The 22,894-nt window shown below is 62.7% G+C and carries 20 protein-coding genes; 13 read left to right on the top strand and 7 right to left on the bottom strand.

Annotated elements, in window-relative coordinates:
• Positions 1–85 precede the first annotated feature (85 nt).
• Positions 86–646: an elongation factor P hydroxylase gene (locus DU490_RS05110; protein WP_114573247.1), complete on the top strand. Its 561-nt coding sequence runs from the start codon at positions 86–88 to the stop codon at positions 644–646.
• Here the strand turns inward: DU490_RS05110 and DU490_RS05105 are convergent.
• Positions 583–1,479 (bottom strand): LysR family transcriptional regulator, encoded by an 897-nt coding sequence (locus DU490_RS05105; protein WP_114573246.1) that lies wholly within the window; start codon positions 1,477–1,479, stop codon positions 583–585. The genes DU490_RS05110 and DU490_RS05105 overlap by 64 nt on opposite strands.
• A 107-nt stretch (positions 1,480–1,586) precedes the next feature.
• On the opposite strand from DU490_RS05105, the gene DU490_RS05100 reads away from it, so the two are divergent.
• Both DU490_RS05100 and DU490_RS05095 read left to right on the top strand, forming a co-directional pair.
• The gene (locus tag DU490_RS05100; protein ID WP_114573245.1) at positions 1,587–3,821 is read left to right on the top strand and encodes a thiamine pyrophosphate-dependent enzyme; all 2,235 of its coding nucleotides are present in this window, start codon (positions 1,587–1,589) and stop codon (positions 3,819–3,821) included.
• Positions 3,818–4,873, top strand: coding sequence for an ACP S-malonyltransferase (locus DU490_RS05095; protein ID WP_114573244.1), 1,056 nt, complete (start codon positions 3,818–3,820; stop codon positions 4,871–4,873). Before DU490_RS05100 ends, DU490_RS05095 begins: the two co-directional genes overlap by 4 nt.
• 6 nt (positions 4,874–4,879) lie before the next feature.
• Here DU490_RS05095 and DU490_RS05090 read toward each other — a convergent pair whose 3' ends face one another.
• Positions 4,880–5,359 carry a hypothetical protein gene (locus DU490_RS05090; RefSeq protein WP_114573243.1) on the bottom strand — a complete coding sequence of 160 codons (480 nt, stop codon included), beginning with the start codon at positions 5,357–5,359 and terminating at the stop codon, positions 4,880–4,882.
• 1 nt (position 5,360) lies between these two features.
• Positions 5,361–6,257, bottom strand: a complete 897-nt coding sequence (locus tag DU490_RS05085; RefSeq protein ID WP_114573242.1) for a TatD family hydrolase — start codon at positions 6,255–6,257, stop codon at positions 5,361–5,363.
• Positions 6,258–6,383: 126 nt separating this feature from the next.
• Here DU490_RS05085 and DU490_RS05080 point away from each other — a divergent pair, with 126 nt between their 5' ends.
• The gene (locus tag DU490_RS05080) at positions 6,384–8,309 is read left to right on the top strand and encodes an ATP-binding cassette domain-containing protein (protein ID WP_114573241.1); all 1,926 of its coding nucleotides are present in this window, start codon (positions 6,384–6,386) and stop codon (positions 8,307–8,309) included.
• 80 nt (positions 8,310–8,389) lie between these two features.
• On the opposite strand, the gene DU490_RS05075 is transcribed toward DU490_RS05080, so the two are convergent.
• Positions 8,390–8,845 carry a universal stress protein gene (locus DU490_RS05075; protein ID WP_114573240.1) on the bottom strand — a complete coding sequence of 152 codons (456 nt, stop codon included), beginning with the start codon at positions 8,843–8,845 and terminating at the stop codon, positions 8,390–8,392.
• A gap of 106 nt (positions 8,846–8,951) precedes the next feature.
• Here DU490_RS05075 and DU490_RS05070 point away from each other — a divergent pair, with 106 nt between their 5' ends.
• Positions 8,952–9,494, top strand: a complete 543-nt coding sequence (locus DU490_RS05070; protein ID WP_114573239.1) for a preprotein translocase subunit YajC — start codon at positions 8,952–8,954, stop codon at positions 9,492–9,494.
• A gap of 4 nt (positions 9,495–9,498) precedes the next feature.
• On the opposite strand, the gene slyA is transcribed toward DU490_RS05070, so the two are convergent.
• On the bottom strand, positions 9,499–9,942 hold the full coding sequence (gene slyA / locus DU490_RS05065) for a transcriptional regulator SlyA (RefSeq protein ID WP_114573238.1): 444 nt from the start codon (positions 9,940–9,942) through the stop codon (positions 9,499–9,501).
• Between the two features lie 380 nt (positions 9,943–10,322).
• Here slyA and fadB point away from each other — a divergent pair, with 380 nt between their 5' ends.
• The 3 genes from fadB to DU490_RS05050 all read left to right on the top strand — a co-directional run bounded on the left by fadB (position 10,323) and on the right by DU490_RS05050 (position 14,023).
• A complete protein-coding gene (gene fadB, locus DU490_RS05060) occupies positions 10,323–12,500 on the top strand; it encodes a fatty acid oxidation complex subunit alpha FadB (RefSeq protein ID WP_114573237.1) in 2,178 nt (725 codons plus the stop codon).
• Between the two features lie 28 nt (positions 12,501–12,528).
• Positions 12,529–13,707: an acetyl-CoA C-acyltransferase FadA gene (gene fadA, locus DU490_RS05055; protein ID WP_114573236.1), complete on the top strand. Its 1,179-nt coding sequence runs from the start codon at positions 12,529–12,531 to the stop codon at positions 13,705–13,707.
• A gap of 130 nt (positions 13,708–13,837) precedes the next feature.
• Complete coding sequence (locus tag DU490_RS05050; RefSeq protein WP_114573235.1) at positions 13,838–14,023, top strand: CCGSCS motif protein; 186 nt, start codon at positions 13,838–13,840, stop codon at positions 14,021–14,023.
• A gap of 126 nt (positions 14,024–14,149) precedes the next feature.
• On the opposite strand, the gene DU490_RS05045 is transcribed toward DU490_RS05050, so the two are convergent.
• On the bottom strand, positions 14,150–14,611 hold the full coding sequence (locus DU490_RS05045) for a flavodoxin family protein (protein WP_114573234.1): 462 nt from the start codon (positions 14,609–14,611) through the stop codon (positions 14,150–14,152).
• 130 nt (positions 14,612–14,741) lie between these two features.
• Between DU490_RS05045 and DU490_RS05040 the strand changes: the two genes are divergently transcribed.
• The 4 genes from DU490_RS05040 to DU490_RS05025 all read left to right on the top strand — a co-directional run bounded on the left by DU490_RS05040 (position 14,742) and on the right by DU490_RS05025 (position 18,285).
• Positions 14,742–15,218, top strand: a complete 477-nt coding sequence (locus DU490_RS05040) for a YbhB/YbcL family Raf kinase inhibitor-like protein (RefSeq protein ID WP_114573233.1) — start codon at positions 14,742–14,744, stop codon at positions 15,216–15,218.
• 270 nt (positions 15,219–15,488) lie between these two features.
• On the top strand, positions 15,489–16,133 hold the full coding sequence (locus tag DU490_RS05035; RefSeq protein ID WP_258801304.1) for a phytanoyl-CoA dioxygenase family protein: 645 nt from the start codon (positions 15,489–15,491) through the stop codon (positions 16,131–16,133).
• A 112-nt stretch (positions 16,134–16,245) separates the two neighbouring features.
• Positions 16,246–17,007 carry a lysozyme-like domain containing protein gene (locus DU490_RS05030; RefSeq protein ID WP_220270454.1) on the top strand — a complete coding sequence of 254 codons (762 nt, stop codon included), beginning with the start codon at positions 16,246–16,248 and terminating at the stop codon, positions 17,005–17,007.
• 312 nt (positions 17,008–17,319) lie between these two features.
• The gene (locus DU490_RS05025) at positions 17,320–18,285 is read left to right on the top strand and encodes a putative zinc-binding metallopeptidase (RefSeq protein ID WP_114573232.1); all 966 of its coding nucleotides are present in this window, start codon (positions 17,320–17,322) and stop codon (positions 18,283–18,285) included.
• 107 nt (positions 18,286–18,392) lie between these two features.
• Here the strand turns inward: DU490_RS05025 and DU490_RS05020 are convergent, their stop codons facing one another.
• Positions 18,393–19,160, bottom strand: coding sequence for a trans-aconitate 2-methyltransferase (locus DU490_RS05020; RefSeq protein ID WP_114573231.1), 768 nt, complete (start codon positions 19,158–19,160; stop codon positions 18,393–18,395).
• 422 nt (positions 19,161–19,582) lie between these two features.
• Between DU490_RS05020 and DU490_RS05015 the strand changes: the two genes are divergently transcribed.
• The gene (locus DU490_RS05015) at positions 19,583–22,873 is read left to right on the top strand and encodes a chemotaxis protein CheB (RefSeq protein WP_181869966.1); all 3,291 of its coding nucleotides are present in this window, start codon (positions 19,583–19,585) and stop codon (positions 22,871–22,873) included.
• Positions 22,874–22,894 lie beyond the last annotated feature (21 nt).

Below are 22,894 nucleotides of genomic sequence, written 5' to 3'. Positions count from 1 at the left end.
GTCAGGCTTGACGTTGATCTTGATCGGTCAAATCCGACAGGCTCCTGGCTTACAATGAGTCCTTCTCAATGACCCGGAGCCCCCCTTGACCCACCGACTCGAGGACGTGATCGCGCTGTTTGACGGACTCTTTCATGACACCTTCAACACACGGCTGGTGCGCGGTGACGATGAGCCTCTCTATCGGCCGGCCGATGCCGACTGCGCCTTTCACCGGGTGATCTTCACTTACGGCTTCCATGCCAGCGCCCTGCACGAAATCAGCCACTGGTGCATCGCCGGTGAGCGGCGTCGTTGCTTCGAGGACTACGGCTACTGGTACCTCCCCGATGGCCGCGATGCCGAACAGCAGCGCGCCTTCGAGGCCGCGGAGGTGACGCCCCAGGCATTGGAGCTACTCTTCACGCGTGCCTGCGGTCGGCAATTCAACGTCAGCGTCGACAACCTGGGCGGCGAGACGGAGGTGGATCGTTACGCCTTCCTGGTCCGGGTCGAGGCGAGGGCCTCGCTTTTCGAGCGAGCGGGGCTACCGGCTCGGGCGGCGGCATTTCATGCCGCGCTGACGGCGTTCTACCGTGAGCATCAAAGCCTGGACGAGGCCGTCGCGTCAGGACGTCGCTCGCTATCGGATTCGGACCCGGCCTGACGCCACGCCTCCTTGCCCAAGTCCAGCAGCGGTGCCAGCGCGGGTGGGGCATGACGGGCGGGGTAGGCGACACCAATGGTCTGATGGATGGCCAGACCCACGATGGGCCGGCATTGCACATCATGACGAGCGAGGATCTCGGGCCAGGCCGGTACCAGTGAAGCGCCGACCCCGGCGGCGACCAGTCCCAGGGTGTACTCGATGGTGCGTAGCCGCGCTCGAATCTGACAGCGCAATTCCGCAGCGTTCAACGCAGCGGCGAGCTGCTCCATGGCGGCGCAGGGGTGGCGCCAGATGAAGGGCAGTCCATCCAGGTCGCCCAGCGTGATCAACGCCTGCAGGGCCAGTGGGTGTCCGCACGGCAGCGCCAGACGATAGCTATCGTGCCAGATCGGCTGAAAGCACTCGCCATGGGCCAGATCCTGCTCGCCGATGATGCGGGCATCGCAGCGCTCTTCCGGGTTGACCAGCGTCAGGGCCAGATTGTCGCCACGGCCAATGTACTCCTTGAGCAGCGTTGTCATGCGGCTGGCGCCCAGCGAGCGCATCAGGCCCAGGCGAACCGGCGTGGGCGGCGAGTCGGTGCGAAACAGGCGGCTGATGGCGTCCACGTTCTCGCTGACCTGGCGTGCCAGGGGATAGAGCCGGTGTCCCTCCTCGGTGGCGGTGATGCCGCGCCGGTGGCGCTCGAACAGCGGCGTGCCGAGCCGCTCTTCCAACTGGGCCAGCGCCGTAGAGATGGAGGGTTGGGCCACATGACAGCGTCGGGCGGCAGCACTGATCGAGCCGCTCTCGTAGGTCGCGATGAAGTAGCGCAGGCTGCGCACATCCATAAAGAGTACCTATGCCTGATCAAGGATATCGATATTATCCCTTTATCTAGCAGGCACGCTAGGCTGTAGTCACTCACCCTTGTGAATGCCGACAGGAGCCCGCTGCCGTGGCCGATTCTCTGCCCCAGGAGAGACTGTTCTTCAATGCCCTGCGTTCCGGCGACTGGCCCGAACCCGAGCAGGCGTGGACGCTCGACGAGGTCGGGCTCAGCTCCGCCGGCCTGGCCGAGCTGTTCGAGACTCAGCTGATGAGCCGCCATCTGGACCTGCATGCCCGGCGCCTGCAGGCCCGGGGCGAGGCCTTCTATACCATCGGCAGCGCCGGTCACGAAGGCAATGCCGCCATTGCCCGGGCCTTTCGCCACACCGATCCCGCCTTCCTGCACTATCGCGACGCCGCCTTCCTGATCCAGCGCAGCCGCAGCGTGCCGGGACAGACGCCGCTCTGGGACCTGCTGTTGAGCTTCGCCGCCTCGGCGGACGATCCGATCTCCGGTGGCCGCCACAAGGTGCTGGGCTCCAAGGCGCTGCATATTCCGCCCCAGACCAGCACCATCGCCTCGCATCTGCCCAAGGCGATGGGGGCCGCCTACGGCCTAGGCCTGTGGCGACGCCTGGGCGGCGGTGGCGAATGGCCGGCCGATAGCGTGGCGATCTGCAGTTTCGGCGACGCCTCGTTCAACCACTCCACCGCCCAGGGGGCGCTCAACGCTGCCGGCTGGGCCGCCTACCAGGGCTCGCCCATGCCCCTGGTAATGGTCTGCGAGGACAATGGCATCGGCATCTCCACCCCCACGCCCGACGGCTGGATCGAGGCGAGCATGCGCATGCGCCCCGGCTTTCACTATTTGAGCTGTGACGGGCTCGACCTGCTCGATACCTGGCGTGCGGCCCGAGAGGCGCAGCGTATCGCTCGCAGTCGCAAGCAGCCGGTGTTCCTGCACATGCGCTGCGTGCGGCTGTTTGGCCATGCCGGCTCGGATGCCCAGCAGGCCTACATGACGCCCCAGCGCATCAAGGCCGACGAGGCGCGTGACCCCTTGCTGGTCAGCGCCGGGCTGCTCCAGCGCCATGGGGTGCTCGACAAGGCGCAGATCGGCGAGCTCTACCGGGCCGTGGGGGAGCGCGTGGCCCGGGTCGCCGAAGAGGCGATTTGCCGTCCCCGGCTCGAAACCGCCGCACAGGTCATGGCCAGCATCGTGCCACCATTGCGGTCAGGGCGTCAGCGGGCGTGGGAGGGGGAGGTCGATGCCACACCCGCGACCATGGCCAAACTGCTGAACCAGTCGCTGCAGCGTTTGATGAGCCGCCATCCCCACCTGGTGATGGCCGGCGAGGATATCGGTCGCAAGGGGGGCGTCTACGGCGTCACCCAGAAGCTGCAGACCCAGTTCGGCCCGCATCGGGTGATCGATACCCTGCTCGACGAGCAGAGCATCCTCGGACTCGGCATTGGCCTGGGTCACAACGGCCTGGTACCGATTCTGGAGATCCAGTTTCTCGCTTACCTGCACAACGCAGAGGACCAACTACGTGGCGAGGCGGCGACGCTCAGCTTCTTCTCCAATGGCCAGTACACCAACCCCATGGTGGTGCGCATTGCCGGGCTCGGCTACCAGAAGGGTTTCGGCGGCCATTTCCACAACGACAACGCCATCGCCGTGTTGCGCGACATCCCCGGCCTGCTGGTGGCGTGCCCCTCCAACGCCGCCGATGCCGTCGGGCTGATGCAGGAGGCGGTGCGCCTGGCCGACGAGGAGCAGCGCGTCGTGGTCATGCTCGAGCCCATTGCCCTCTATCACAACCGCGACCTGCATGAAGAGGGGGACCAGAAGTGGTGCTTCGCCGATCCGGGGCCGGAGCACCGCCTCGGCGTGGGTGAACTCGGTCTATGGGGCGAAGGGCGCGATCTGGCCATCCTGACCTACGGCAACGGGGTCTACCTCTCCCGGCAGGCCGCCGTACGTCTCGAAGCCGAAGGCATTGCCCTGCGCATTATCGACCTGCGCTGGCTGACCGCCATCGACCATGACGCCGTGCATCGCCACCTTGCCGAGTGCGAACAGGTGCTGGTGGTGGATGAGTGTCGCCGCAGCGGCTCGGTCAGCGAAGAGCTGATCACCGGCCTGGTGGAACGAGGCATGGAAAGCCACCGCCTGCATCGGCTGACGGCCGAAGACAGCTTCATTCCGTTGGGCCGGGCGGCCACGGTGACGCTGCCCTCGGTGGATACCATCGTCGAGCGGGCGCGGCAAGCCGTTGCCAGGCCGGTTTCGGCGGTCTCCGGAGTGTCGGCGGCAGCGCCCGACGGCAAGGTATCGACAGGGAGCGACAGCCAATGACAGCCTCAAATACGACAGCAACGCGTGAGCGGGTATTGCTCGTCTGTCCCGGCCGCGGTACCTATAATGCCCCGGAGTGGGGCAGCCTCAAGCGCCATGCGTCAGGCAGCGAGTGGCTGGCGGGTTTCGATGCGCAGCGTCGGGCCGCGGGCCTGCCGACTCTCAGCGAGCTGGACGGCGAGATTCCCTTTCGCCAGAGCCTGCATGGGAGAGGGGAACACGCCTCGCCGCTGATCTATGCCTGTGCCCTGGCCGATATGCAGGCCATCGATCCCGAGCGCTATGAAGTCGTCGCCGTCACCGGCAACTCCATGGGCTGGTATATCGCCCTGGCGGGCAGCGGTGCCCTGGCGCCCGAGGATGCCCACCACTTGATCGGTGCCATGGGCCAGATGATGCAGGAGACCCTGATCGGCGGGCAGGTACTCTACCCATGGGTGGACGAGCAGTGGCGGCCGCAGTGGTCGCTACGCCGTGACCTGCTGGGGCTGGTGGAGCGGCTGCATGGTGAGCAGGGCGCGGCGCTCTACCTTTCCATCGACCTGGGCGGCATGCTGGTCTTCGGCGGCAATGAGGCCGGGTTGGCCAGGCTGACCGAGGCGCTGCCGCCCCGGGAGCGTTTCCCGATGCGGCTGCATCAACACTCGGCCTTTCACACGCCGCTGCAGCAGGAGGTGCGGGAGACTGCCCGCCAGCGCCTGACGGACGCCCCGTTCCGGGTGCCCAGGGTGCCGATGATCGACGGGCGTGGCCATCTCTGGACGCCCTGGAGCAGCGCTCCCCAGGCGTTGTGGGACTACACCCTCGGTGAGCAGTTGGTGGCGCCCTATGACTATACGGCGGCACTGCGGGTCGGTGTCAGGGAGTTCGCGCCGGACCGTATCGTCATTCCGGGGCCGGGCGCGACGCTAGGTGGTGCCACTGCCCAGGCGCTGATTCAACTGGGCTGGAAAGGGCTCGACAGCAAGGAAGCCTTCCAGGCCCGCCAGGCCGACGATCCCCTGCTGATCTGCATGGGCATGCCTGAGCAGCGTGACTGGCTGCTGGGCTGAGGCTTGCTATTCCGCCAGGCTCAGGCGCTCATGCAGTCGCAGCATGACCTCGACCTCGTGCTCGGGCCGCATCGGCTCGAGCCCCATCTCGCCGAACAGTTGATTGCGGGCACGGCTCCACTCTCCGCCGGCCAGGGTGGGATAAAGGCTGTCGGCCGGCGCCAGTTCGACGAAGGGGTCGATGCCGTAGGTGTCAAAGAGACGCGCCAGGGCGGCTTCGTCGTCGCTGATGCCGGCGGTGAACAGCGTGGCGTTGAAGTGGTCGTTTTCCAACTCCCGTATCACGTCCAGGGGGCTTGCGCCGAAGCTGGTCAGCTCTTCCATGCTGTAGCCGTTCAGGGCATTCATCTCGTCGTCGAGCCAGTCATCATCCGGCTGGATCAGGGTGTGCTTGATGCGTCCGTCAGGCAGCACCCAGGCGATGGCCAAGGGCAGGTCGCTGTCGTCGCCGGTCTCCACGGCAATGAATCCGGGAATGTCGGCCATCTCAGTGCTCCTCCTGCTGGAAATTGCCAGCAACGTTACGGTCCTCGGTCTCTGCCAGCCGGAAGAAGGCCCGAGCGGTTTGGGTAGTGGCCTGGGCCAGCTCGCCTTCGCTGATTCCCTGCCAATGGGCGATCTCTTTCACGATCCAGGGCAGCAACGAGGGCTCGTGCCGCCTGCCCTTGAGTTTGGCAGGTAAATTGCGCGGTAGCAGGTAGGGGCAGTCGGTTTCCACCATCAGGCGATTGCGGGGGATCTCGCCGACCAGTTCGCGCAGGTGGTGGCCGCGCCGTTCATCGCAGATCCAGCCGGTCAGGCCGATATGCAGGTCGAGATCCCGGTAGCCGTAGAGTGTCTCACGATCGGCGGTGAAGCAGTGGATCACGGCATCCGGGAGATCGTCGCGCCAGGCATGGAGGATGTCACGCATGCGCTTGCCGGCGTCGCGTTCATGGATGAACAGCGGCTTGCCGCACTCCACCGCCAGGCCCAGCTGCGCCTCGAAGGCGCGCTCCTGCTCTGCGGGCGTCGAGAAGTTGCGATTGAAGTCCAGCCCGCATTCCCCCACCGCCACCACCTCGGGCTGCCGATGCAGCTCGCGCATCGCCTGCTGCAGTGAGGCGTCCCAGCGGCTGGCATCGTGGGGATGGACACCGGCGGTGGCATGCAGCCCCGCATGGCGTCGTGCCAGCGCCACGGCCTGCTCGGCGTGCTCGCGGTCGGTGCCGGTCAGGATCAGGCCGGTGACGTTGGCCGCCCGGGCGCGAGCGATCACCGCGTCGAGATCGCGGGCGAAGCTCTCGTGGGTCAGGTTGGCGCCGATATCCACCAGCGGTGCTGGGGCGCGAAACCGCAGGGCCTCGGGCAGGAAATCATCGCAGGTCTCGGTCGGGTCAACCAAGGCAGAACTCCTACTGTCATCAGGGCGTCGGGGCGATTGCCACCGGGATGTAGCGTATTGTACAGCACCACGCCGGGCCGGCCATGCGTTACACTAGCCGCCTCGATGATTGGATGAGGTGCGCGCGTGACCCTGCTACGTCTGGAACGGCTGCAACTGGCCTATGGCAATCATGTTCTGCTCGACGGTGCCGACCTGGTGCTGGAGAGGGGCGAGCGACTGGCGCTGGTAGGCCGTAACGGCACCGGCAAGTCGACGCTGCTCAAGCTGGTTGCCGGTGAGATTCTCCCCGATGGCGGCAGCATCTGGCGTGCCCCGGGACTCAAGATCGGCGTACTGGCCCAGGACCTGCCGGCGGCGTCCGGCGAGACCATCTTCGATGTGGTGGCCGAGGGTCTCCCCCAGGCCGGCAAGTTACTCGCCGAATACCATCACCTGGTCCAGGACCCTGACCCCGACATGAACCGTATGGCCCAGCTCCAGACCCGGCTGGAGGCCATTGACGGCTGGTCCTTTCACCAGCGAATCGACGTGGTGCTGACCCGCCTGGGACTTCCCGGCGACGACGCCATGGCCTCGCTCTCGGGTGGCTGGCGCCGGCGCGTAGCCCTGGCTCGGGCCCTGGTCGCCGAGCCGGACCTGCTGCTGCTCGACGAGCCCACCAACCACCTGGACCTGGACACCATCGCCTGGCTGGAGGAGCAGCTCGCCGCCTTCCCCGGCTCGGTGCTGTTCATCACCCACGACCGGGCCTTCCTGTCGAAGCTGGCTACGGCGATCCTGGAACTCGACCGCGGTCGCCTGGGACGCTACCCCGGCGACTACGCCAAGTACCAGGAGCAGAAAAACCACGAGCTGGAAGTCGAGGCCCGGGAGCACGCCGAGTTCGACAAGAAGCTCGCCCAGGAGGAGGCGTGGATTCGCCAGGGCATCAAGGCCCGCAGGACCCGTAACGAGGGTCGGGTGCGTGCCCTCGAGCAGTTGCGTCGCGACCGCAGCCAGCGCCGCGAGCGCCAGGGCAAGGCCAACCTCAACGTTGACAGCGGCGAGCGCAGCGGCAAGCGGGTCGTCGAGCTCAAGCGCGTCACCCATCGCTTTGGCAGCGAGGTGGTGATCCGCGATCTCAGTCTGGAAATTCAGCGCGGTGACCGTATCGGCCTGATCGGGCGCAACGGTGCCGGCAAGACCACGCTGCTCAAGATACTGCTCGGTCAACTCGAGCCGAGCGAGGGGGAGGTGCGTCTTGGCACCAACCTGCAGGTGGCCTATTTCGACCAGCTGCGCGCCGGCCTGGAACCGGAAAAGACCGTCTACGATAACGTGGCGCAGGGTAGCGACCGGGTCACCGTGGGTGGCAAGGACAAACATGTCATCAGCTACCTGCAGGACTTCCTGTTTACCCCCGAGCGCGCCCGTCAGCCGGTCAAGGCGCTCTCTGGCGGCGAGTCCAATCGCCTGTTGCTGGCCAAGCTGTTCACCCAGCCGGCCAACGTGCTGGTGCTCGACGAGCCAACCAACGACCTCGATGTCGAGACGCTGGAACTCCTCGAAGAGCTGCTGCTCAACTTCGAGGGCACACTGCTGCTGGTCTCCCATGATCGCGCCTTCATGGATAACGTGGTAACCGGAGTGCTGGCCTTCGAAGGCGACGGCCAGGTGCGCGAATACGTGGGGGGGTATACCGACTGGGTGCGTCAGGGCGGTAGCCTGCCGCCGGCGCCTTGGGAAGGTGCTGCCCGCCAGGGCATCGAACCCACGCACCAGGCGACGGAGTCGACAGAAGACAAGAAGAAACTTTTGCCCGAAGCGGCGAAGAAAACCGCCAAGCTCTCCTACAAGCTGCAGCGTGAGCTGGATACGCTGCCATCGCGGATCGAGACCCTGGAGGCCGAAGTGGCCGAATTCGAGGCCCGAGTCGGCGACCCTAGCTTCTACCAACAGGACGCCGACAGTGTCACCGCGACCTTGCAGGCACTCAACGACAAGCAGGCCGAGCTGGATACGGTCATGGAGCGCTGGATGGAGTTGGAGGCGATGGCGGCGGGGGAGTAGGTCGATGAGCTGCCACCCGAGGGCTCGAGTGACATGAAACGACACGGCGCCTGATAACAGGCGCCTCGGATGACAGAGGCTTACTCCTCGCTGCTTTCGCCCTTCTTGCCGACGCGGACGGCAAGGACATCGCATCGGGCGCCGTGCAGTACGCCGGTGGAGGTGGAGCCGAGCAGCAAAGCGAAGCCGTGGCGACCATGGGAGCCCACCACGATCAGGTCGACGGTGTGTTCCTCGGCGAAGCGGTGGATCTCGGTATCGGGCATGCCCACCACCACGTGCTGGTTCTCCTTGGCGACGTGGGTGTCGGCGATCTCGGCCAGGCGCTGTTTGGCATGCTCGTCGAGCTGGTCCTGAATACTGGTGAGGTCCATGGGGATATCGCCACCGTAGGCGAAGCCCAGTGGCTCCAGGGTGTGCATGATGGAAAGCTTCGCCTGGTTGCGCTCGGCGATCTGCATGGCACGCTCGAGGATCTTGTGGGAATCCTTGGTCAGGTCGACGGCGACCAGGATGTGGCGGTATTCATTGCTCATGTCAGGCTCCTGCGCAATGGCATGGTTCTTAGGGGCATGCCTCCACTCTAGGACGACTGCCGAGCCAAGACAACGACTTGCGTCAAGATTCATTCAGGAGAAGCCGATGGTTTGGGCAATGATAATTGGGGTGCTGCTGCTGATGGTCGCGCCGGTGATGTGGCTGAAGCCCAGCCCGAGGCAGCGACGCATTGCGCCGTTACGCAATGCCGCGGCGAATGCCGGGGTCAAGGTGAAGCTGGAGACACCGCCGCTGCATGGCATTGGTACGGCCATGCCAGGCTATCGCTGGTCTTATCCTGTCGAGTCGCCAGGCCCTCGGTTTTTGCTGGTGCGTGACAGCGTCGCCAGCGATGCGCTCAAGCCCTGTGTGGCCGGTTGGCGCTGGCGTATCGAGCCCCTGCGTGCACTCCCGGAGAGGGCGCGCGAGCCGCTGGAAGCACTGCTGATGCGATTGCCACAGGATGCCTTGGTGGTAGAGTCCAGCGAGACTGGCATCACGCTCTGGTGGTGGGAGTCACAGGGCGCCGAGCGCTTTCTGACCTATGTGGCCGATTTTCGCCGCCTGCGCGATGCCCTGGCAGGTCATGTCGACCGGCCGCCGGCTGCCCGCGCCTTCGGCGAGGGTGGCGGCTTCACCGCTGGCTGAAACTTCAGGCTTCTCCCTCCCGGGCCTGGATTGCCAGGCCGTTGTTTTCGATGTGGGCCAATAGGGCGTCGAGGCGCTTGATATCGTCTTCGCTGAGGCCTGCCAGCATTTCGCGGCGCGCCTGGGTCACTACCTCGTCGATCTGTTCTAGTAAAGGTGTTGCCTCGGGGGTGAGGAAGACGCGCTTGGTTCGGCGGTCCTGCTCGCAGGGCCGCCGTTCGATCAGGCCCTGCTCCGAGAGCTGGTCGAGGGTACGTACCAACGATGGCGCTTCCACGCCAATGGCGCGGGCCAGGTCGCACTGGGGTTGGCCGTCGCCGAGACGCCATAGATGATAAAGGGTGATCCAGCGCGTCTGAGTCAGGCCCAGAGGCGCCAGTCGCTCGTCGATGATGGCCCGCCACAGCCGGGGCAGGCGGGAGAGCCGGAAGCCAATGTTCTGGTGCATGGGACTCCGCAATTGCGTTGAATTTTCCGAATTGTCCGGACCCTCAGCGTGTAATGCAACTCCAAGCGAGTGGCGGCAGGGCGAACATGCTCGATGAGTCGTTCGAGGACGCTCCCGGAAGCGCTGCATCCGGGGGGGGGAGGACGGTGGCGAGGAGGGCGCCGTATCGGACAGGCACATGGACGGCACCATGGCAAGACATAGGGTTTATTCTATCAGCCATCGGGTGCCGCTGGTTGATCGATACGCAGCATGCTCGATCATGGATGATGAATCCAGGGCTTGACGTGTCGGCTGTAGTGCACCAAGCTTCGAGAAATCAAACGGCCGTATGAAACTGGGCACTCCTCCAACGCCAACCTCTGTGTGGAGATTCGTGGATGATCTATCAAGGCAACGCCATCACGGTGGCACGCGGTACCAAGACCGGGGGCGACGACATCGCCATGCTCACCTTCGACCTGAAGGACGAGTCCATCAACAAGCTGTCCAGCGCGGTGGTGGCCGAGCTGGACGATGCCGTCAAGGCGATCCAGGGCGAGAGCGGTCTGAAGGGCCTGGTCATCGGTAGCGCCAAGGATGTTTTCATCGTGGGCGCCGATATCACCGAATTCCATGGTCTGTTCGATAAGGGCGAAGAGTATTTGGTCGAGATGAACCTGAAGGTTCACGACATCTTCAACGCCATCGAAGACCTGCCGTTCCCCACCGTTACCGCCATCAACGGCCTGGCACTGGGCGGTGGCTGTGAAGTGACCCTGACCACCGATTTTCGCGTCATGGGCGAGAAGGCCAAGATCGGCCTGCCTGAGACCAAGCTGGGGATCCTTCCGGGCTGGGGCGGCTGCGTGCGCCTGCCGCGCATGATCGGCGCCGACAACGCCATCGAATGGATCGCCGGTGGCACCGAGAACTGTGCCGATGCCGCCCTCAAGATGGGGGCGGTCGATGCCGTGGTGCCGAGTGAATCCCTCGAAGCCGCCGCCCTGGATATCCTGGCCCGTGCCTTCAGCGGCGAGCTTGACTATCAGGCACGACGCGACGAGAAGAAAGGGCCGCTCAAGCTCAATGCCATCGAGCAGATGATGGCCTTCGAGACCGCCAAGGGTTATGTCAAGGGCAAGGCGGGGCCGCACTACCCGGCACCGGTGGAAGCGATCAAGGTAATCCAGAAGGGCGCCGGCGAGGAGCGCGGGCGTGCCCAGGCCATTGAGGCCAAGGCCTTCGCCAAGCTGGCGTTGAGCGATGTTGCCTTCAATCTTGTGGGGCTGTTCCTCAATGATCAGGTGGTCAAGAAGAAGGCCGGCCAGTACGAAAAGCAAGCCAAGGCGGTCAAGCAGACGGCCGTGCTGGGCGCTGGCATCATGGGCGGCGGTATCGCCTACCAGAGCGCCTCCAAGGGCACTCCGATCCTGATGAAGGACATCAAGGAAGAAGCCATTGAGTTGGGGCTCAAGGAGTCGTGCAAGCTGTTTGCCAAGCAGGCCGAGCGTGGCAAGCTGACCACCGAGCAAATGGCCGAGAAGCTGACCCTCATTCGTCCGACCCTCTCCTACGGCGATTTCGGCCACGTCGACCTGGTGGTCGAAGCGGTGGTCGAGAATCCCAAGGTCAAGGATGCGGTGCTGACCGAAGTGGAAGGCCTGGTCGCCGAGGAGACCATCCTCACCTCCAACACCTCGACCATCTCGATCACTCGCCTGGCGCAGAACCTCAAGCGACCCGAGAACTTCTGCGGCATGCACTTCTTCAACCCGGTGCATCGCATGCCGCTGGTCGAGGTCATCCGTGGCGAGAAGACCGGTGACGCCGCCGTGGCAGCCACCGTGGCCTACGCCCGGGCCATGGGCAAGACCCCCATCGTGGTCAACGACTGCCCGGGGTTCCTGGTCAACCGCGTGCTCTTCCCCTACTTCGGCGGTTTCAGCCTGCTGGTCGAGCAGGGGGCCGACTTCCAGCACATCGACAAGGTGATGGAGAAGTTCGGCTGGCCCATGGGCCCTGCCTACCTGCTCGACGTGGTGGGGCTGGATACCGCGGTGCATGCCAATGAGGTGATGGCCGAAGGCTTCCCCGACCGCATGGCACGTGAGGGCAAGACCGCCATCCAGGTGATGTACGACAACGAACGCCTGGGCCAAAAGAACGACAAGGGCTTTTACTCCTACGAGGAAGACAAGAAGGGCAAGCCGAAGAAGGTCAGCGATGACAGCGCCTACGCGCTGGTCAAACAGGTGGTGAAGGAGCAGAAGACTTTCTCCGACGACGACATCATCGCCCGCATGATGGTGCCGCTTTGCCTGGAAACCGTACGCTGCCTGGAGGATGACATCGTATCGACACCGGCCGAAGCCGACATGGCGCTGATCTATGGCATCGGTTTCCCGCCGTTCCGCGGTGGTGCGCTGCGCTATATCGACGCCATGGGAGTCGGCGAGTTCGTCAAGCTGGCCGAAGGTCTCGCTGAGGAACTGGGGCCGCTCTACGCCCCCACCGACAAACTGCGCAAGATGGCCGAAGCTGGCGACCGCTTCTATTCCACCCAGGCCCAGAGCTGAATCCACCACGATCAGGAGGTGAGTTGATATGAGTTTGAATCCGAGAGACATCGTGGTGGTCGACTGCGTCCGCACTGCCATGGCGAAGGCCAAGAACGGTGCTTTTCGCAATGTGCGTGCCGAGAACCTTTCCGCCGCGGTGATGCAAGCGCTGTTCGATCGCAACCCCAATCTGGATCCGTCCGAAGTCGATGACGTGATCTGGGGGTGCGTCAACCAGACGCTCGAGCAGGCCATGAACATTGCTCGTAATGCGGCGATCATGACCGGTATCCCGCGCAGCGTGCCGGCCCAGACCGTCAACCGCCTGTGCGGCTCTTCCATGACCGCACTGCACATCGCCACGGCCAACATCAAGGCCGGCATGGGTGACTTCTACATCATCGGCGGCGTTGAGCATATGGAACACGTACCCATGGCCCACGGTGTGGACGTCAACCCGGCGGCCAGTAAGTACGCTGCTAAGGCCGCCATGATGATGGGGCTTACCGCCGAATTGCTGGGCAAGATGCACGGCGTCACCCGTGAGGAGCAGGACAAGTTCGGCGTACGCTCGCACCAGCGTGCCCTGGCGGCCAACGAGAAGGGCTACTTCGACAACGAGATCATCGGTATCGAAGGCCACGATCAGCGTGGGTTCAAGACCCTGTTCAAGCATGATGAAGTCGTGCGCAGCGATGCCAGCCTGGAGAAGATGGCCGAGCTCAAGCCGGTCTTCGACCCGCGGGGCGGCACCGTTACCGCCGGGACGTCCTCGGCACTCTCCGTGGGCGCCGCGGGCATGGCGGTGATGAGCTACGAACGCGCCCAGGCGCTGGGCCTCGAGCCGATCGCCAGGGTGCTGTCGACCGGCGTTGCCGGCTGCGATGCCTCGATCATGGGCTACGGCCCGGTGCCGGCCTCGCAGAAGGCGCTCAAGGTGGCGGGCCTGACCAGCGACGACATCCAGACCGTGGAGCTCAACGAGGCCTTTGCCGCCCAGGGGATCCCGGTGCTCAAGGACCTCGGCTTCCTTGACGCCATGGACGAGAAGGTCAACCTCAATGGCGGTGCCATCGCCCTGGGACACCCGCTGGGCTGCTCCGGTGCCCGTATCTGCACCACGCTGCTCAACGTGATGCAGCAGCGCGATACCACGCTGGGCCTGGCCACCATGTGTATCGGCATGGGGCAGGGGGTGGCCACGGTGTTTGAACGGTTGAAATAAACACTTCTGTAGCCGGCGGCCCTGTCCTACAGGCACGGGGCCGTTTTATTCGTGGCGTTGACGAATTGGTGGATGATCAATAAAATGTATTTAATCTACACCTTATTAAATCCACTGCGAGGTGACTCCCATGGGGTGGCTCAAGAACCTTTTCAAGAAAGACAAGACAGAAGACAAGCAAGCCGTTCAGGCTTATGAACCTGCGGTGTCAACGACGCCGGACACGCTCGCCAACGTCGGCGAGATTGGCGGCACCGACGCAGCAAAGAAGGCAAAGCATGGGGAGCCTGGTGTTTGCTGCGGGTCGTGCAGCTGACCCCGAGCGACAACAGTGGCGTATCGAGCCTCCCTGATCGATAGCCATCGCCAAACGAAAGCAGCGGGTGTGCCCTTCGAGGTACGCCCGTTTTTTACAAGTCGCGACTTGTTCCTAGCCAGTACGCTATAGAATGCCCGCTTCGAGCCCTGCTGCCAGATAGAGACCTAACTCCTCTACCTGATCTACGAAGTCGTCCTGCCACTCGCCACGTAGTAGCAGCGGTTCCTGCACCCATTTCCAGCGCAACCCGGTGACGATGCTCTCCACTGCCCGGCGTGTGCCGGTGCCGTCGTGGCCGGCGCGGATATACAGCGCGCAGGGCAACCCCTGCTTGTCCTCCAGCACCGGATAGTAGCTGCGGTCAAAGAAGTCCTTCAGCGCACCGCTCATGTAGCCCAGATTTTCGGTGGTGCCAAGCAGGATTGCATCGCAGCGCCGTACGTCGTCTGGCCCTGCGTCCAGCGGCGCCTTGACGGTGACCTCGACCGCCTCGATGTCGGGGTGTCGCGCCCCGCGTTCGGCGGCTGCACGAAGACCTCGGGTATTGGAGGATGGCGCATGGGCCACGATCAGAAGCTGTTTCATATTGACAGTCTAACGGCTTTTTCCGACGCTGTTTCGGCACCTGCACCCGACCTTCGAAACTCCGGTATCACTGAAACTACTACTGGAACTATCACTTGCACTATCACTGGAACCGAGGAGGAAGCCTGTAATGGCCTTTGCACTTTCGAAGATGAAGCTGGAGAGTTACGCCTTTAACGCCCATGGCGCCATACCCGAAAAATTCACTTGTGAGGGCGATGATGTCTCGCCCTCTCTGACTTGGCGCGACGCCCCAGATGGTACTCGCGGATATGCCATCATTTGCCATGACCCGGACGCGCCCTTGATCCAGAATGGTGGCTACGGGTTCGTCCATTGGCTGCTCTATAACCTGCCGGGTTCTACCACTTCGCTGTCGGAGAACACCGGCGACGGTACTCGGGGCAAGAACGATTTCGGCAAGACGGGCTATGGTGGCCCCATGCCGCCGGAAGGACATGGGCAGCATCACTACTATTTCTGGATTCTCGCCTTGGATAAGCCTACCGACCTTCCGGAAGGCCTTGGCCTGTCAGAGCTGCTCAAGCAGCTTGAGCCCCACCTGTTGGGCATGAACCGTCTGATCGGCACCTACCAGCGAGCTTGAGGCAAGGCGGACCCTGGCATTCCCGACTCGCGGCCCAGCGCCGCGAGTCGGGTTGAGAGGCTGAACTTGGCGAACGACCTCTAACCTGGCAGCGGGCTACCGGGTCGTTAATCACATCACTTTTCGGCACGGTAGAAGGGGAAGATACACCGAGCCATTACAGCCGCAATGTTGTGAAACAAAGTCGCTTTGCATGGCCCTAGCGGACTGTCTAGGGTGGAGTAACCTATCGTGCGATTGGTGGGACGAATGATCAAGGAGGAGCATGCAATGAATGACGCTCAGGATTTATTTCCGACCCGGCTGGAGCGTAAACTGGAAATATTCGAGCGTTTCGACCCCGTCGTACACAGCGAGGGAGCGCAACGCAGGGATGGCCCGCTGAGTGAGGAGCAACTCAGGGAGTATGAGCGTAAGGGCTTTCTCGCCTTCGAGGATTTTTTCGACAAGGATGAGATGGATGCCTTTCTCCAGGAACTGATCGACTACGAGGAGGATGAAGACTTCAAGCTTTCCAAGGGTACCGTACTCGAGCACGGGCGCCAGGAAATCCGTTCGATCTTCGGCATCCACGAGATTTCCGAACGCTTCAGCCGCCTGACGCGCGACCCGCGTCTACTGGCGATGGTTCGTCAGCTGTTGGGCAGCGACGTCTATATCCATCAGTCGCGTATCAACTATAAGCCTGGCTTCAAGGGCAAGGGTTTCGACCGGCACTCCGATTTCGAGACCTGGCATAGCGAAGATTGCATGCCCCGCATGCGCTCGTTGAGCTGCTCGATCATCCTGACAGAGAACGGGGAGTTCAATGGACTGCTGATGCTGGTGCCGGCTCTCACATCTACTTCAACCTCTTCGCCGACATCCGGCCGCGGCCTGAGTTCCTGGCCAACTGCACGGGCTGGAGCCCGGTGAGGTCTGTCAGATAGAAACAGGGGCCCGGCATGGCTCACTGCCTGTCGGGTTTGCCGGCCTATCGGCTCTGGAGTAGGCTTCCAGGCTGAAGAAGCTGACCGGTGGGTGCGTTATGAAGCAGGACTGTGTGGCCCAGGCAGGCAGGAATCAGGGCCGCCAGTGGTGGCTTTCCCACGGTGCATGGCGGGTATTGTCTCGACTAGGCGTAGTGGCTCGACTAGGCGTAGTGGCTCGACTCTGGGTAGTGGCTCGACTAGGCGTAGTGGCTATCGGCCTGCTGGCATCTGGTTGTGCGATGATGGCGCCTTCGCCTCCGCAGGATCAGACCGATATCTGCCAGATATTTCATGAGCAGCCTAAATGGTACGACCATGCGCGTGCAGCAGAAGAGCAGTGGGGGACGCCCATCGCCATCCAGATGGCATTCATTCAGCAGGAATCCTCCTTCCAGAGCCATGCTCGACCGCCCAGAAATCGCATTCTGGGCTTCATTCCCGGCAGTCGTCCCTCTTCGGCCCGAGGTTATGCACAGGCCATGGATCCCGTTTGGGGAGAGTACCGGGAAGATACAGGCAGTACGTTGGCACGCCGCAGCCAAATGAAGCACGCCACCGACTTCATTGGCTGGTACAACCAGCGTACGCACGATCATCTCGGCATATCGCTGCACAATCCCGAGCACCTCTACCTGGCCTACCACGAAGGCCCAGGGGGTTATCGTCGCGGCACATACCGGAGCAAGCCCCGGGTTCTCCGTGCAGCCAGTCAGGTCAGTTCACGAGCCGCACGCTACCAGGCGCAACTTCCCGCCTGTGAAGCGGAACTGCGCTGTCGCCGCTTTTACCAATTCGGCCCCTTCTGCTCGACAGGATGATCTGTGCTGGCGCATAGCCAGGTGCTGCCCGAGATTCGCGTTGATCCAACGCTAGTTCACCACCCTGCTGGCGGCTGTGAAATCACATGCATGTCGCATTTCTTCATGCAGTCGACGACAACTTATCTGTCGCCGACGTTTGCTGTCGGCGTCGGTCGGCATTGTGCTTTTACTATGGGTAACAAGAGATGCCTGGGCACATGCTGCTTAAGTGATACGCTGATAGGTGGAGTGCAGTATTCAGCCGCTCTACTTATCAAGCGGACTGCGCCCGAGCATTACGCTCTGGCGTTGCCCAGGAGTCACTGCCCTATGCGTGTCTTTGCCAATCCGGTCGGTCGCGGATCTCTGTGGTTTGACAACCTCGCCACTGCCACGGGTACGCCTGTTGCCTATGACCCGCAGGCCAGAGCCTTCATTACCATGCCGCCGTTCTGCGCCAATCGCGACGTGATTGGATGCAACTGGATCGCCCCGGAGCAGGGGGCCTTCTGCCGCTCCTGTGCGATGACGGCGCTCGCCCCGGATCCCTCCATTCCCAATGCCATGCCCCACTGGGCCAAGACCGAGGCCGCCAAGCGCTGGGTAATCGATAACCTGGGTCGATGGAACTGGTTTCGCCCGGAAGATCCCGGCGCTCCCCCGGTGTTCCATCTGCTGGCTGAAGGGCCGACTCCCGTGGCCATGGGGCATGTCGGGGGCGTGGTCACCATCAGCGTGGCGGAAGCGGATCCTGTGCTGCGAACCGCCCGCCGTGAGGCGCTTGAAGAGCCATACCGGACCATGATCGGCCACATGCGGCATGAAATTTCGCATATGCTCTGGTGGCGACTCAGCCTACGAGACGACTTTCTTGAGGCTTTTCGGGCGATGTTCGGCGACGAACGCGAGGATTACGCCGAGGCCCTGCAACGGTATTACCGTCAAGGCCCGCCTGCAGGATGGCGTTCGAACTTCGTCAGCACCTATGCCTCCGCTCATCCCCACGAGGACTGGGCAGAAACCGCTGCCCACCTGCTGCATCTCACGGATATCGCCGATAGCTTCGTTGCCGCCGGCCTTTCTTCTGCCGACCTGCCTCATCACGGGTGGGATCCCTACATGGAGGCGGATGCCGAGCGCTTGATCCATGTTGCGACTCATCTGGTCATGGGGGTCAATCACGTCAATCGCTCGATGGGATTGCTGGACCTTTATCCCTTCGTGCTTTCCGAAATGACGCGCCGCAAGCTTGTCTTCATGCATGACTGGCTGCGCCGAGGCGCCCAGGGGCTGTGAGCGCTTTTCCCAACTGATGTCGGTAGTGAGTTGCGTTCTGTTGGTCTATAACCCCTTTGTCTGGATCGGCTTGGCAGATACGGGAACCTGCCCCCAATCCTGCCCCCTTACCGGTGTGCCTTGAGCCTCAGGCGGACGTAGTCGGCTGTCCAGTTGCCGTGGCTGTCTCTAAGGCTATGTGACAGCAGGCCGATCGCATCATCGAGGATTGCTTCACGCACCTCTTCCTCGAGTCCGTGCAGGAAGGGGTTGGCGAAGGTGGCCAGCCAACCGGCCATCCCGGTGGTCAGGGGGGTGGGGCGGGGGATCAGTTCGATGGAATCGACGGTGAAGCCAGCCGCTTGCAGGCTGGTGCTGTACTCCTCCATCGTAGGAAAGAACCAGGGGAAGCGCGCTTTGCCACTGATGCCGCGAGCCTGAAGCGCCGCCAGCAAGGCGGTACAGATGGCGGCGACGTTGCCGTGTCCGCCGAATTCGGCGACGAAACGTCCCCCGGGCTTGAGTGCGCGGTGAATGCTGGCGATGACGGCCTCGTGGTTGAGCATCCAGTGCAGCGCGGCATTGCTGAAGACCGCATCGAACTCATGATCGAAGGGCAGGTGGTGGGCATCCACAACCCGTGCATCCAGGCCGCGCGCCCTGGCGGCCTCGACCATGTCGGGGGATGCATCCACGCCGATGATCGTAGCGCCGGATTTGGCCAGGACCTCGGTCAGGCTGCCGTCGCCGCAGCCCAGGTCGAGGATGCGTTCACCGGACTTCGAAGCCAGCAGCGATGCCACCTGGTCGCCCAGGGCGGGAACGAAATCGGCGTGATGAGAATAGGAGCTAGCTTGCCATTGTTGCCCGGGGGCATTGTGGGGGACGTCGTTCATGGTGGGCTCCGAAGAATCGTTTTTCTTGCATATAGATTACCGTATTCGCACCGTTCCGCCATCCATGCCGCTGTGCCTGATGTGGCGCTTAAAGCTGTTGAACAGGAAACGACCGGCCTAGTGGTCGGTCGATGCTTCGCCGACGCTGGCCGGGTCGTCGGTGGCCTGGGCAGGGTGGATCGAAACCGACGTCTTTCCCGTAAGGATGGAGTTATCAGGATAGTGATAATGCAAGTCGATGTATTCATTGACGTCACCGGCCCTGCTATCACCGCGTTTCGAGGAATCAGGTCTACGTCGGCTCTTCGCCTACGTGGATGTTGTTACCCAATGGCTTACGGTCGTGCACCGGTGACCCTGGAAGCGTACGCTACTATGCAACAGGATATTTATTTCGGGTCGGCCAGAACAAGGATGAGCAGATGAACGAATCGGAACACGCCGACTGTTCTCTCAAGGAGATAGATGCCAGGCCGACGGTGGTGGGTATCGGGGCGTCGGCTGGGGGCCTGGCGGCATTGAAGACGTTTTTTGCCAACGTGCCGGAGCGCACGGGGCTCTCCTTCGTGGTCGTGATGCACCTCTCGCCGGATCACCAGAGCCATCTGGCTGATCTGCTCCAGCCCTACTGCAAGCTTCCCATCCGGCAGGTGAACGAAACCGTTGTCCTGGCGGCCGACCAGGTTTATGTCATCCCGCCGGGTCGCAATTTGAACTCCGTCGACACCCACCTGCGGCTCTCCGACCTGGAAGAAGCGCGTCGCGATCGGGCGGTCATCGACCATTTCTTTCGTACCCTGGCGTCCACCTACGATGGGCACTCGGTCGGGGTGATTCTGACCGGCACGGGATCGGACGGGACGCTGGGCATCAAGGAAATCAAAGCGCACAACGGCTTGACGATCGTGCAAGACCCCAACGAGGCCGAGTTCGACGGTATGCCGCAGAGTGCGCTCGCCACTCGCCTCATCGACCGGGTGCTGCCGGTGGCGAAGATTCCGGGCGAGATCATGCGCTATGCGCGTACGCAGCCCCGCGTCGTGGTACCTGACGATGAGAGTGACGAATTCGATGAGACCCAACTGCAGATCCAGCAGCAGATATTCACCCAGATCCGTGCCTGTACCGGCAGAGACTTCAGCCGCTATAAGCACTCCACCGTCATGCGGCGTATCCGGCGGCGGATGCAGCTGAACCATGTCGAGGAGTTGGGTCATTATCATGAACTGCTGTGCGAGCAACCGGATGAGGTCCGAGAGCTGGCGGATGAATTCCTGATCAACGTCACCAACTTCTTCCGTGACCGGGAGGTCTTCGAGTGGCTTGAGAACGATGTCATACCGCAGCTCTTCAAGGGCAAAGGGCCGGAGGACCTGATTCGTATCTGGTCGGTTGGTTGTGCCACTGGTGAGGAGGCCTATTCTCTGGCGATATTGCTGTTGGAGCAGGCGGCCCGCGTCGACAGTCCGCCTCGCCTGCAGGTTTTCGCCTCTGACCTGCATGAGCCTTCGCTCATGATGGCACGCGAGGGCCTCTACCCCGGTGATATCCAGATCGACGTCTCCGATGAGCGGATGCGCCGTTTTTTCACCACGGAGAATGGCGGCTTCCGGGTTAACAGGGTTGTGCGGGAGCTGGTGGTCTTTGCCCCCCACAACCTGATGGGGGATCCTCCCTTCTCCAAGCTCGACCTGATCACCTGTCGTAATGTGCTTATCTATCTTCAACGCGGCGTGCAGCGGGACGTCACCCAGGTCTTCCATTATGCCCTCAATCCCTCCGGCTACCTGGTGCTGGGCACCTCGGAGACCACCGGCCGCTCCGATCTGTTCCAGATCGAGAAAAAGCAACATTGCGTCTATCGCAAGCGTGACGTGCCCACCCAAGCCCTGCAACTTCCGGTTTTTCCATTCACAGGGGGGCGGCACAGCCGGGCGGACGTTCAGCCCGTTGCAGATGCCAAGCTTCCGGCCTCCTATGGTGCCCTGCATCAGAAGATGGTCGAGCGCTATGCCCCGCCGAGCATTTTGCTCAATTCCGGCAACATGGTCGTTCATTTATCCGAGAATGTCGGGCGCTACCTGGTACATCCCGGCGGCGAGCCGACCTTCAGCGTCTTCAAGCTGGTGCGCGAGGAGCTGCGTCTCGAGCTGCGTGCCGCCCTGTCTGCGGCGAGCAAGGAGGGCCGTCCAGTTCGCTCCCAACCCATACGGATTCGTCTCGACGGCGAGCGGCGCCATGTCGTCATGCACGTGCGCCCCGCCGAACAGCGGGAGGAGCAGGCGCTTACCCTGGTCCTCTTCGAGGAGCGTACGGAGACCAGGAAAGAGGTCGCTGGGCGGGCTACGGGTGATGGCGCATCGGCATCGGAGCTCGAAGCAGAGCTGGAATTGAACAAGCAGCGCCTGCAGGCGGTGATCGAAGATTACGAGTTGGGTCAGGAGGAGATGAGAGCCGCCAACGAGGAGCTACAGTCGGCCAACGAAGAGCTGCGCTCGACCATGGAGGAACTGGAGACCTCCAAGGAGGAGCTGCAGTCGATGAACGAGGAGCTGGCCACAGTCAGCCAGGAGAACCGCCACAAGGTGGAAGAGCTGAGCCAGCTCTCCAACGATTTGCAAAACCTGCTCAGTGCTACCGGCATCGCCACGATTTTCCTCGACGCCGAACTTCGCATCCTGCGCTTCACGCCCCAGGTGGGCCGTCTATTCAATATTCGCATGGCCGACCGTGGGCGGCCGCTATCGGATCTGACCCACCGGCTCGGCTATGACCAGCTCAACGGCGATTCGCAGGATGTGCTCGCCAAGCCGGAGCCGATCGACCGCGAGGTAGAGGATATAGAAGGTAACTGGTACCTCACCCACGTGCGCCCCTACCGCAACACCAGCGACGATATCGCTGGCGTGGTGATCACCTTCGTCGACATCACCGAGCGCAAGCGCTTCGAAGAAGAGCTGGCCGACGCCAACCGGGCGCTGGAGGCGCGAGTCAGAGAGCGCATCAAGTTGGACAGCGAGCTGGCGTCGAAGCTGACCATGGCCGAGCAGGAGGAGCGGCGGCGGGTCTCACAGGTGCTCCACGATGACCTGCAGCAGCTTCTCTATGGGCTGCAGATCAAGCAGCGCCTGATCCAGAAGACGCTCAGCGAAGCGGGTCACCAGCAGCTCACCGAGCTGGTCGGGGGCACCCTGTCGTGGATTCGCCAGGCCATCGAGACGACTCGGCAGCTCACCGTCGATCTCAGCCCTCCTACCCTCAAGACCGAGGGGCTGGCCGAAGCACTGGAATGGTTGCAGCGACAGATGCTGGAGCTTCACGAGCTGACGGTGGAGATGACAGTCCATCACCCTCCCCACACGCCTGATAAGGATCTGCGTGTACTGCTCTTTCAGATCGTTCGCGAGTTGCTGTTCAACGTTAAGAAGCACTCCGATGTGAGCCTGGCACACATCGAACTCGACCAGACGCAAGTGCACATCCTCATCCGCGTCAGTGACCTGGGCAGCGGTTTCGACCTGCCGACGGTGGAGGCGGATCACGAAGCGCACCCTGGCTTCGGGCTGGTCACCAGCCGCGAACGCCTGCGGCTACTGGGCGGTTCCATGCAGATAGAGACCACGCCGGGCGCGGGAACATCTATCCTGATAAAGGTACCGGCACGGCCGGAATGGTTCCAGGAGGTCTGCGGGCCTTCTACAGTGAAAAACTGACTATATCGGGAGCATGGATGC

It is taken from the genome of Halomonas sp. DQ26W (genome assembly GCF_003339685.1).
Classification (GTDB): Bacteria; Pseudomonadota; Gammaproteobacteria; order Pseudomonadales; family Halomonadaceae; genus Halomonas.
This window is presented reverse-complemented; position numbering and strand designations above follow the sequence as displayed.